General features: G+C 69.8%; 9 protein-coding genes. 7 read left to right on the top strand and 2 right to left on the bottom strand.

All coding sequences use genetic code 11. From position 1 onward, the window contains the following. The first annotated feature begins 56 nt into the window (after positions 1-56). Together AC067N_RS17510 and AC067N_RS17505 are read left to right on the top strand one after the other, a co-directional pair. Positions 57-806, top strand: coding sequence for a GNAT family N-acetyltransferase (locus tag AC067N_RS17510; protein ID WP_478679764.1), 750 nt, complete (start codon positions 57-59; stop codon positions 804-806). Positions 807-1,031: 225 nt separating this feature from the next. After that, positions 1,032-3,008 carry an ATP-dependent DNA helicase gene (locus tag AC067N_RS17505; protein WP_478679763.1) on the top strand — a complete coding sequence of 659 codons (1,977 nt, stop codon included), beginning with the start codon at positions 1,032-1,034 and terminating at the stop codon, positions 3,006-3,008. Between the two features lie 158 nt (positions 3,009-3,166). Here AC067N_RS17505 and lexA read toward each other — a convergent pair whose 3' ends face one another. Next, the gene (gene lexA / locus AC067N_RS17500) at positions 3,167-3,943 is read right to left on the bottom strand and encodes a transcriptional repressor LexA (protein ID WP_478679762.1); all 777 of its coding nucleotides are present in this window, start codon (positions 3,941-3,943) and stop codon (positions 3,167-3,169) included. 539 nt (positions 3,944-4,482) lie between these two features. Here lexA and nrdR point away from each other — a divergent pair. Beyond that, the gene (gene nrdR, locus AC067N_RS17495) at positions 4,483-5,043 is read left to right on the top strand and encodes a transcriptional regulator NrdR (protein ID WP_478679761.1); all 561 of its coding nucleotides are present in this window, start codon (positions 4,483-4,485) and stop codon (positions 5,041-5,043) included. 160 nt (positions 5,044-5,203) lie between these two features. Next, positions 5,204-8,098 carry a vitamin B12-dependent ribonucleotide reductase gene (locus AC067N_RS17490; protein WP_478679760.1) on the top strand — a complete coding sequence of 965 codons (2,895 nt, stop codon included), beginning with the start codon at positions 5,204-5,206 and terminating at the stop codon, positions 8,096-8,098. 70 nt (positions 8,099-8,168) lie between these two features. Here AC067N_RS17490 and AC067N_RS17485 read toward each other — a convergent pair whose 3' ends face one another. Then, positions 8,169-8,702 (bottom strand): TerD family protein, encoded by a 534-nt coding sequence (locus AC067N_RS17485; protein WP_478679759.1) that lies wholly within the window; start codon positions 8,700-8,702, stop codon positions 8,169-8,171. Between the two features lie 154 nt (positions 8,703-8,856). On the opposite strand from AC067N_RS17485, the gene AC067N_RS17480 reads away from it, so the two are divergent. From AC067N_RS17480 to AC067N_RS17470, 3 genes are all read left to right on the top strand, one after another. Further along, on the top strand, positions 8,857-9,462 hold the full coding sequence (locus AC067N_RS17480; protein ID WP_478679758.1) for a YdbC family protein: 606 nt from the start codon (positions 8,857-8,859) through the stop codon (positions 9,460-9,462). A 139-nt stretch (positions 9,463-9,601) separates the two neighbouring features. Further along, positions 9,602-10,261, top strand: a complete 660-nt coding sequence (locus AC067N_RS17475) for a histidine phosphatase family protein (RefSeq protein WP_478679757.1) — start codon at positions 9,602-9,604, stop codon at positions 10,259-10,261. A gap of 12 nt (positions 10,262-10,273) precedes the next feature. Further along, positions 10,274-11,179, top strand: coding sequence for an ADP-ribosylglycohydrolase family protein (locus tag AC067N_RS17470; RefSeq protein ID WP_478679756.1), 906 nt, complete (start codon positions 10,274-10,276; stop codon positions 11,177-11,179). The last annotated feature ends 441 nt before the right edge of the window (positions 11,180-11,620 follow it).

Here is an 11,620-nt window from a genome sequence, read left to right as displayed (position 1 = left end):
ACTCCCTTCGCGCCCCGAGGAACATGCCCCACCCCATCCCCTGAGAGGAGCGTCGCGTGCCTCCCACCGATGCGAGCACCACTCCCGGCACCGACACGGGCACCGCCCAGGCCCCGAGCAACGAGGACACGCTCGAACTGCGCGCGGCCGACGATCCGGCCGCGTTCCTCGGGGAGGAGGCCGACCCGGGCGGCGGTGCCGCCCGCTCGCGACGGGAGACGCTCTCGGGCAAGGGGGCACTGCTGGACCGGCTTGCAGACTGGGGGCCCGTGGCCACCCCGGTCGGCACGCTGCGTCTCCTCCCCGCCCGCCTCGAACGGGACCTTCCGCTGATCTCCCGCTGGATGAACGACTCCGCCGTGGCCTCCTTCTGGAAGCTCGCCGGGCCCCAGCAGGTGACCGCGAACCACCTCAGGGCCCAGCTCGACGGTGACGGCCGCAGCGTCCCCTGCCTCGGTCTGCTGGACGGCACCCCGATGAGCTACTGGGAGATCTACCGGGCGGACCTCGACCCCATCGCCCGCCACTACCCCGCACGCCCCCATGACACCGGAATCCACCTCCTCATCGGTCCGGTGGCCGACCGGGGAAGGGGACTCGGCTCCGCCCTGCTGCGCGCCGTCGCCGATCTCGTCCTGGACAGGCGCCCTTCCTGCGCCCGCGTCGTCGCGGAGCCCGACCTCCGCAACTTCCCCTCCGTCTCCGCTTTCCTCCGAGCCGGTTTCCGGTACTCCGCCGAGGCCGACCTGCCCGACAAACGGGCCGCCCTCATGATCCGGGACCGGCTGCTGCGCGATCTCATGTAGATCCCCTGTGCGCCTGGCGCGACGCCGTCATACCTGGTACACCGCCCGGCCCGATCCGGTTCCCGATCGGGCCCGACCGAATTCCGGGAACGCCGGGCAAGGCCCGCCTCCCCCTCCCCGCCGAAGAGAACCCGTCTTGATCCCGCTCCGCACCGCCCCTCGCACCCCCGTCCCCTCCGCCGTGATCACCCGTTTGTCAGTGCCGCCCCGTAGGGTGGTCGCGCTATGACGAAGCCCTCACTCCACGAACTCCTGCATGCCGCCGTCACCGCTGTCGGCGGCACGGAGCGCCCCGGCCAGGTGACCATGGCCGAAGCCGTCGCGGAGGCGATCGACGACGGCTCCCATCTGCTGGTCCAGGCGGGCACCGGCACCGGCAAGTCGCTGGGCTACCTGGTACCCGCCCTCGCCCAGGGAGAGCGCGTCGTCGTGGCCACGGCGACCCTGGCGCTGCAGCGGCAGCTCGTGGAGCGGGACCTCCCGAGAACGGTCGACGCACTGCACCCGCTGCTGCGCCGCCGCCCCGAGTTCGCGATGCTCAAGGGCCGGTCGAACTACCTGTGCCTGCACCGCCTCAACGAGGGGGTCCCGCAGGACGAGGAGGACGGCCTGTTCGACCAGTTCGAGGCGGCCGCGCCGTCCAGCAAACTGGGACAGGACCTGCTGCGGCTGCGGGACTGGTCGCAGGAGACCGAGACGGGCGACCGGGACGCCCTCACCCCCGGTGTGTCCGACCGCGCCTGGTCTCAGGTGTCCGTGTCGTCGCGGGAGTGCCTCGGAGCCTCGAAGTGCGCCTACGGCGCCGAGTGCTTCGCCGAGATGGCCCGGGAGCGGGCCAAGCTCGCCGAGGTCGTCGTCACCAACCACGCCCTGCTCGCGATCGACGCCATCGAGGGCGCCCCGGTGCTCCCGCCGCACGAGGTGCTGATCGTCGACGAGGCCCACGAACTGGTCTCCAGGGTGACCGGTGTGGCGACCGGCGAACTGACCCCGGGCCAGGTCAACCGCGCGGTGAGGCGAGCGGCGAAACTCGTCAACGAGAAGGCCGCGGACCAGCTCCAGACCGCCGCCGAGGGCTTCGAGCGGCTGATGGAGCTGGCCCTGCCCGGACGCCTGGAGGAGATCCCGGAGGACCTGGCGTACGCCCTGATGGCGCTGCGCGACGCCGCCCGTACGGTGATCACCGCGCTCGGCACCACCCGTGACAAGTCCGTCCAGGACGAGGACGCCGTCCGCAAGCAGGCGCTGGCCGCCGTGGAGAGCGTGCACGACGTGGCGGAGCGCATCAGTCACGGCTCCGAGTGGGACGTCGTCTGGTACGAGCGGCACGACCGCTTCGGCGCCTCCCTGCGGGTGGCCCCCATGTCCGTGTCGGGCCTCCTCAGGGAGAAGCTCTTCGCGGACCGCTCCGTCACCCTGACCTCGGCCACCCTGAAGCTGGGCGGCGACTTCAACGGCGTGGGGGCGTCCCTGGGGCTGGCTCCGGAGGGCACCGAGGGGGACGACTTCCCGCAGTGGAAGGGAGTCGACGTCGGCTCGCCGTTCGACTACCCGAAGCAGGGCATCCTCTACGTCGCCAAGCATCTGTCGCGCCCCGCGCGGGACGGCGACCGGGCGGACATGCTGGACGAGCTCACGGAGCTGATCCAGGCGGCCGGCGGCCGGACACTCGGTCTGTTCTCGTCGATGCGGGCCGCCCAACTGGCGGCGGAGGAGTTGCGGGTCCGCATCCCCGAGTTCCCGATCCTCCTCCAGGGCGAGGAGACGCTGGGCGAGCTGATCAAGGGCTTCGCTGCCGATCCGAAGACCTGCCTGTTCGGCACGCTCTCCCTCTGGCAGGGCGTCGACGTGCCCGGTCCCAGCTGCCAGCTGGTCGTCATGGACAAGATCCCGTTCCCGCGCCCCGACGATCCGCTGATGAGCGCCCGCCAGAAGGCCGTCGAGGAGGCGGGCGGCAATGGCTTCATGGCTGTCGCGGCCACCCACGCGGCCCTGCTGATGGCCCAGGGCGCCGGCCGCCTCGTACGCGCCCAGGGCGACCGCGGGGTGGTGGCCGTACTGGACCAGAGGCTGGCGACGGCACGGTACGGCAGCTATCTGAAGGCGTCGCTTCCCGACTTCTGGTACACCACGGACCGCAACCAGGTCCGCAAGTCGCTCGCCGCGATCGACCAGGCGGCGAAGGCCGTGGAAGAGGCGTAGAGACGCCGGTGGCCCGCCCCCGCTCGGTCGCCCAACAGCGTCCCGAGCGGGGGCGGGCCACCGGGCACGGAAAGCCCAGGGCCCCGGAACCGGCGCAGTGGATTCCGGGGCCCGGATCAGGGGCGCGGACGGGCATGGGCGCCGTCCGCCGCGGGGTGTCAGACGCGGCGCAGAACCGCCACCACCTTGCCGAGGATGGTCGCGTCGTCACCCGGGATGGGCTCGTAGGCGGCGTTGTGCGGCAACAGCCACACATGGCCGTCCTCGCGCTTGAAGCGCTTCACCGTGGCCTCGCCGTCCAGCATGGCGGCCACGATGTCGCCGTTCTCGGCGACAGGCTGGCGGCGGACCGTCACCCAGTCGCCGTCGCAGATCGCGGCCTCGATCATCGAGTCGCCCACGACCTTCAGGACGAACAGCTCACCGTCGCCGACGAGCTGCCGCGGGAGCGGGAACACGTCCTCGACCGACTCCTCGGCGAGGATCGGGCCACCGGCCGCGATCCGGCCGACGAGCGGAACGTACGACGCGGCGGGCTTGCCCGCGGTGTCGGTCGGCTGCGCCGCGGGCTGGTCAGAGCCGCGGACCTCGTACGCACGCGGGCGGTGCGGGTCGCGGCGCAGGAAGCCCTTGCGCTCCAGGGCCATCAGCTGGTGCGCCACGGACGACGTGCTCGACAGGCCGACCGCCTGGCCGATCTCCCGCATCGACGGCGGGTACCCGCGCCGCTGCACGGAGTCCCTGATCACCTCGATCACCCGGCGCTGCCGGTCGGTCAGCCCGGAGCTGTCCGCCCTGATGCCTGGAGGTCGGCCGGGCAGGGCCCGCTTGGGCCCCTCATGGTTCGGAACTTCGTTCATCGCGTGCACCGGCTCGAGTCGGCCCTGGGAGCGGTCCTGGGCGGTGATGGTGGCACTGTCTGCGGTCGTGGTCACGTCGGCCCCTCTCGATGGTCTCCCGTGCAGCACAACGGTAGTTGCTTTCGAAAGGTTGCGCCAAACACACGTTCGAGTGAAAAACCGTGGATTACCTGACGTGACCAAGTGTCCAGGTGTATGGCCCGACTGCTCCCGGCGGACAAAACCGCTTATTGCTGTACTCTTCACGGCCGGGGTGAAGGCTTCGTGGGCCGCTGTCGCCGCGCGGCACAGTCTGCCACTCCCCGCTTCTCCTGCCGTGTACCGGTACCCGGTTTCTTCGGCGTCCCCCGTGTTCCGGTCCGTTCCGCGACGGCGCGGACGCGCTCCGCGACGGCCCGTCCGCCGGGCCCCCGCCGTTACGGGTGCGACACGCGCGTCGTGGGTGGATTTACGTGCGAGGCCCTACATCTAGTGCTTGGATTGCAACAACAGCCCAGAAGTTGTGGTCCCCCCGGTCTGAGGGCTCGTGGTCATCCCCTATGCTTGGGGCTGCTTCCGCGGGGTCCAAGCGGCTCGTGGGGCTATTGAGTCGTGCTGTGAGGAGGGTTGGAGTTATGCACTGTCCCTTCTGCAGGCACCCCGACAGCCGTGTCGTCGACAGTCGTACGACGGACGACGGCACGTCGATCCGCAGGCGCCGCCAGTGTCCGGACTGCTCCCGTCGTTTCACGACGGTGGAGACGTGCTCGCTGATGGTGGTCAAGAGGTCCGGTGTGACCGAACCCTTCAGTCGCACCAAGGTCATCAACGGCGTCCGCAAGGCATGCCAGGGACGGCCTGTCACCGAGGACGCGCTCGCCCAGCTCGGCCAGCGGGTCGAGGAGGCCGTGCGAGCGACCGGGAGCGCCGAACTGACCACCCATGACGTGGGTCTGGCCATACTCGGCCCACTGCAGGAACTCGACCTCGTCGCCTACTTGCGGTTCGCCTCGGTCTACCGGGCGTTCGATTCGCTGGAGGACTTCGAGGCCGCCATCGCGGAACTCAGGGAAGAGCAGGGGAAGCGCCCCGGCGCGGACGACGACGTCGACAGCGCCGGCGAGGGGTGCCGGGAGAACGACCGCGGGTCCGGAGGGGCTGCTCAGGTCCCCGTGCCCGCCAACGCCGCCGACTGAGGGCGGGCCGCACCACCGGCCCACCGGGACCGGGTGATCGGCGGCGATCCAGACCTGTCGCGAACGGCTGAGCGGGCCGGAGCGCGACATCAGACAGAACACCGTGTCACAGGAACAAAGTGGCACTTCAGGGCGTTTCAGCCCGATACAGGGAGGCGGCATGACAGAGACGGCGAGCGGTCCGGCACGGAGTTCCCGCGCCAAGGGCACCAAGGCGAGCAAGGGCCTGCGTATCGAGCGCATCCACACCACCCCCGGCGTGCACCCGTACGACGAGGTGGCCTGGGAGCGCCGTGACGTCGTCATGACCAACTGGCGCGACGGCTCGGTCAACTTCGAGCAGCGTGGCGTCGAGTTCCCCGAGTTCTGGTCGGTGAACGCGGTCAACATCGTCACCAGCAAGTACTTCCGGGGCGCCGTCGGCACCCCGCAGCGCGAGGTGAGCCTGAAGCAGCTCATCGACCGCATCGTGAAGACGTACCGGAAGGCCGGTGAGGACTACAAGTACTTCGCCTCGCCCGCCGACGCCGAGATCTTCGAGCACGAACTGGCGTACGCCCTCCTGCACCAGATCTTCAGCTTCAACAGCCCCGTCTGGTTCAACGTGGGCACCCCGCAGCCCCAGCAGGTCTCCGCCTGCTTCATCCTCGCCGTCGACGACTCCATGGAGTCGATCCTCGACTGGTACAAGGAAGAGGGCATGATCTTCAAGGGCGGCTCCGGCGCCGGCCTGAACCTGTCCCGTATCCGTTCCTCCAAGGAACTGCTCTCCTCCGGCGGCAACGCCTCCGGTCCCGTCTCCTTCATGCGCGGCGCCGACGCGTCCGCCGGGACGATCAAGTCGGGCGGTGCCACCCGCCGCGCCGCCAAGATGGTCGTCCTCGACGTGGACCACCCGGACATCGAGGACTTCATCGAGACCAAGGTGAAGGAGGAGGAGAAGATCCGCGTCCTGCGTGACGCGGGCTTCGACATGGACCTCGGTGGCGACGACATCACCTCCGTCCAGTACCAGAACGCCAACAACTCGGTCCGGGTGAACGACGAGTTCATGAAGGCGGTCGAGCAGGGCGGCGACTTCGGTCTGCGGGCCCGGATGACCGGCGAGGTCATCGAGAAGGTCGACGCCAAGGGACTCTTCCGCAAGATCGCCGAGGCCGCCTGGGCCTGTGCCGACCCCGGCATCCAGTACGACGACACCATCAACAACTGGCACACCTGCCCCGAGTCCGGCCGGATCACCGCGTCGAACCCGTGCAGCGAGTACATGCACCTGGACAACACGTCCTGCAACCTGGCCTCGCTGAACCTGATGAAGTTCCTGAAGGACGACGCCAAGGGCAACCAGTCCTTCGAGGTCGAGCGTTTCCAGAAGGTCGTCGAGCTGGTCATCACCGCGATGGACATCTCGATCTGCTTCGCGGACTTCCCGACCCAGAAGATCGGCGAGAATACCCGCGCCTTCCGCCAGCTCGGCATCGGTTACGCCAACCTCGGCGCCCTGCTCATGGCGACCGGCCACGCGTACGACTCCGACGGCGGCCGCGCCCTCGCCGGCGCCATCACCTCCCTGATGACCGGCACGGCCTACCGGCGCTCCGCCGAACTGGCCGCGGTCGTGGGCCCCTACGACGGATACGCCCGCAACGCCGACGCCCACAACCGCGTCATGAAGCAGCACTCCGACGCCAACGGCACCGCCGTGCGCATGGACGACCTGGACACCCCGGTCTGGGCCGCCGCCACGGAGGCATGGCAGGACGTGCTCCGCCTCGGCGAGAAGAACGGCTTCCGCAACTCGCAGGCGTCGGTGCTGGCCCCCACCGGCACCATCGGCCTCGCGATGTCCTGCGACACCACCGGTGTCGAGCCCGACCTCGCGCTGGTCAAGTTCAAGAAGCTGGTCGGCGGCGGCTCGATGCAGATCGTCAACGGCACGGTCCCGCAGGCCCTGCGCCGCCTGGGCTACCAGGAGGAGCAGATCGAGGCGATCGTCGCCCACATCGCCGAGCACGGCAATGTGATCGACGCCCCGAGCCTCAAGCAGGAGCACTACGAGGTCTTCGACTGCGCCATGGGCGAGCGGGCCATCTCCCCGATGGGCCACGTCCGCATGATGGCCGCGATCCAGCCGTGGATCTCGGGTGCCATCTCCAAGACGGTCAACATGCCGGAGACGGCGACCGTCGAGGAGGTCGAGGAGATCTACTTCGAGGCCTGGAAGCTCGGCGTCAAGGCGCTGGCGATCTACCGCGACAACTGCAAGGTCGGCCAGCCGCTCTCCGCCAAGACCAAGGACTCGGAGAAGGCGGAGATCACCGAGAAGGCCGAGGAGACGATCCGGACCGCGGTCGAGAAGGTCGTCGAGTACCGCCCGGTCCGCAAGCGCCTGCCGAAGGGACGTCCCGGCATCACCACGTCCTTCACCGTCGGCGGCGCCGAGGGCTACATGACCGCCAACTCCTACCCGGACGACGGTCTCGGTGAGGTCTTCCTGAAGATGTCCAAGCAGGGCTCCACCCTCGCGGGCATGATGGACGCCTTCTCCATCGCGGTGTCCGTCGGGCTCCAGTACGGCGTGCCGCTGGAGACGTACGTCTCGAAGTTCACCAACATGCGCTTCGAGCCGGCCGGTATGACGGACGACCCGGACGTGCGGATGGCCCAGTCGATCGTCGACTACATCTTCCGCCGACTCGCCCTGGACTTCCTGCCCTTCGAGACGCGCTCCGCGCTCGGCATCCACTCCGCCGAGGAGCGGCAGCGCCACCTGGAGACGGGTTCGTACGAGCCCGCCGAGGAGGACGTGGACGTCGAGGGCCTGGCCCAGTCGGCCCCGCGCCAGACGGACCTGAAGGCCGTGGCCACGCCGAGGGCCGAGGTCGAGGCGGCCAAGCCCGCCCCGAAGCAGGCCCACACCAGCGCCGAGCTGGTGGAGATGCAGCTGGGCATCCACGCCGACGCCCCGCTCTGTTTCTCCTGCGGTACGAAGATGCAGCGGGCCGGCTCCTGCTACATCTGCGAGGGCTGCGGCTCGACCAGCGGGTGCAGCTGACACCCTGAGGCACTGAAGGGCGGCACGGCCAATGGCCGTGCCGCCCTTCGGCGTCGGTGGCGCAGGCGCGTCAGGACTCGCGCGGGGCGCCCATCACGCGGGCGAAGGTCGCCGGGTCCTCGTCGTAGCCGTGCAGACCGGGGAGGAAGCTCCAGGTGCCGGAACCGTCCCGTACGAACTCGGCGACGGTCGCGGCGGTGGAGTCGCGCACCCCGGCGAAGTCGTCCTCCGCCAGGACGGTGTAGTCCTCGCGGATGCGCAGGGCCGGCTTGCTGACGTCGCCGAAGGCCCTGGGACTCGCCCCCTGCTGTATGGCGACGCCGATCACGACGCGCCCGTACCGGCTGTCGAGGCGGTTCAGCTCCACCGTCATGACCTCGTCCCAGCCGAAACCCTGGCCGGTCTTGCTGTCGCGGTGGAGCGTGATGGTGCCGTCGGGCGAACGGCTGTCGAAGTGCACGACGTAGGCGGGATCGCCGTTCGGGTCGGCCGCCGGGTAGGTCGCCGCGACGATGTCGAGGTCCGTGGGCGGCTGCCCGGCCGGGCTCGGGTCCCACTTCAGCGACACCTCGACCTTGTGGATGCCCTTGTTGAGGCCGTTCAACAGAACTCTCCTCCCCGTTCTCCGATACTGGCCGGCCGAACTGCTCCCCAGTCCAGGCCAGTTGCCCATCCTCGCATGTGTTCGCCGACGCTCGCCGGGCCACAACCCGTCGGAGAGTGACCGGTGCCACGCTACGTGGCCTTACCATGGCGCGGTGCTGGTCAAGTGGATTCGCTGCACCGTGGTCGACCGCCGCGGCTTCGAGCGGGGGCAGCGAAAGTGGGCGGGGCTTCTGGGGGAGCCGGGATTCCGTGGACAGGGTGGGGGCTGGAGCCGGGCACGACCCGGAGTGGTGCACATCTTCTCGTTCTGGGAGAGCCGTGCCTTCTACGACTCCTTCATGGCCCGTTCCCACGACCGCCTCGCCGCATCGCAGTCCGGCACCTTCAAGGACTCCCAGATCAAGCTCTTCGACCACCGCTTCGACGTGAAGACCGGCTTCGAGCCGCGCTTCACGGACGCCGATCTGCTACGCGTGGCGCACTGTCGTGTCCACGAGGAGCGGGCCGAGCACTTCGCGCTGATGCAGGAGAAGGTCTGGAACCCCGCGATGGCGGGCTCCCCGGGGATGCTGCGAGGTCTGTTCGGCGAGGCGCCGGGCCAGGAGTTCCTGATCCTCTCCATGTGGCAGTCGGCCGCCGAGCACGGCAAGTACCGCGTCGAACGCATCGAGCGCCTCGCCCTGCGGGCCCAGATCGAAGCGGACGTCGCCGCCCTCGCGGGCGACATCGTGGAGCTGGAACCGAGCTGGACGGTCTGAGGCCGGTTGACCCGCCTGGTAAGTTGGAACTCCAAACGGACCAGACCTCGTCATCGGACCCGCGGGATCCATGTGATCTACGCCGTAATGGGAGCCGGACGGGTGCTCGTTACGGTCCCGTCCCCCTTAGGGTTTCGGCATGGCACGACCACGGCGCATCGTCCTTGTCCGGCACGGGGAGTCAACGGGCAATGTTGATGACACCGTGTACGAACGTGAGCCCGACCATGCTCTGGCCCTCACCGAGCTGGGCTGGCAGCAGGCCGAGGAGACCGGAAAGCGGCTCCGGGAACTGTTCGGCCGGGAGCGCGTCAGCGTCTACGTCTCCCCCTACCGCCGGACGCACGAGACCTTCCAGGCCTTCCATCTGGACCCCGAGCAGGTGCGGGTGCGTGAGGAGCCCCGACTGCGGGAGCAGGACTGGGGCAACTGGCAGGACCCCGCTGACGTACGGCTCCAGAAGGCCTATCGGGACGCGTACGGCCACTTCTTCTACCGCTTCGCACAGGGGGAGTCCGGGGCCGACGTGTACGACCGGGTCGGCAACTTCCTGGAGAGCCTGTTCCGCAGCTTCGAGGACCCCAACCACCCGCCGAACGTCCTGATAGTGACCCATGGGCTCGCCATGCGGCTGTTCTGCATGCGGTGGTTCCACTGGACGGTGGCGGAGTTCGAGTCCCTGTCCAACCCGGGGAACGCGGAGATGCGGATGCTTGTGCTCGGGGAGAACGGCAAGTACACCCTCGACCGGCCGTTCGACCGCTGGCGCGACCCGGAATCGTATGGAGCCACCGGTTAGAGTGGCAGGGCGATGACCGCTGACTCCTCTCCCGAAGGCCGCCTGGAGCGTGCCCTGGCCAGCCTGCGCGGACTCGCGGTCGGGGACGCGCTGGGCTCGCAGTACTTCGTGCCCGTGAACTATCCGCTGCTCAAGCGCCGCGAGCCCCCGCCCGGCCCCTGGCAGTGGACCGACGACACCGAGATGGCCTGCTCCGTCGTGGCCGTCCTCGCCGCCCACCACAGGATCGACCAGGACGAACTCGCCCGTTCCTTCGCCGTCCACCATGACTTCGACCGCGGCTACGGGCCCGCGGTCAACCGCCTGCTGCGACTGGTCCGCGAGGGCGGCGACTGGCGTGAACTGGCCTCCGCGCTCTTCAACGGCCAGGGATCATGGGGCAACGGCGCGGCGATGCGGATCGCCCCGCTGGGCGCCTGGTACGCAGGCGACCCCGAGCAGGCGACACACCAGGCGGAGATCTCCGCGTATCCCACGCACCAGCATCGCGAGGCCGTCGTCGGGGCCATGGCGGTCGCGGCGGCCGCCGCTCTGGCGGCCGACCCGGCGGGGCCGCCGACCGCCGAGGCACTGCTCGACGGTGTCATCGCCCTCGTCCCGAAGAGCGCCGTCGGCGCGGGGCTGCGGCGTGCCCGGGACATGCTCGACTACGCCGACGCGGACACGGTCGCGGCCGTACTGGGGTGTGGCCGGCGTACGACTGCGCACGACACGGTGCCGTTCGCGCTGTGGTCGGCCGCGCGCGCCCTCGGTGACTACGAGACGGCGTTCTGGACCACCGCCCAGGCCGGCGGCGACGTCGACACGACCTGCGCGATCGTCGGGGGAGTGGTCGCCTCCGGCGGCAAGGACGGGGCGCCTCCCGAGGCCTGGGTGGAGCAGACGGAGGCACTGCCGGACTGGGTGCCGGTCCAGTAGTCCGGTGGGGCCTTCCCCTTCGGCCTCGGCGGCCGGGGCCTCGGCCGGAGCCCCTCACCGCCCTCGACGCCAGGCACTTCCCCGGCCTCAAGGCATCACAACGCCTCAAGTGTCACAGCCATGCCACAGAGCGCTCCTCGGCCTCCGTATCGGCTCGTCCTGCCGCATAGCCTGTCCGGCACGCCGCTGTTGATCTTGACAAGGCGCGGCGACGAGACACCGGTCACGAGCCTTCTGCCGCAGCGGCACGCTGCCCGCGGGGGGTGGTGAGGGCCGGTCGGGGAAGGGGGTCCCGTGTCCGAACCACCGTCCACGCCCGCCGCGTCCGGTCCTGACGGACGAACGCCCAGGGCCCGAGCCTCGGCCGGACACCGCGGCGCGCAGGCGCAGGCGCCCACGGACGCCGCGGCGGAGCGCCCGACCGCTCAGCCGACGCCGACG

The organism is Streptomyces sp. NPDC042364, assembly GCF_056437585.1.
The sequence above is the reverse complement of the archived record's forward strand: the minus strand, read 5'-3'. Positions and strand labels throughout refer to the sequence as shown.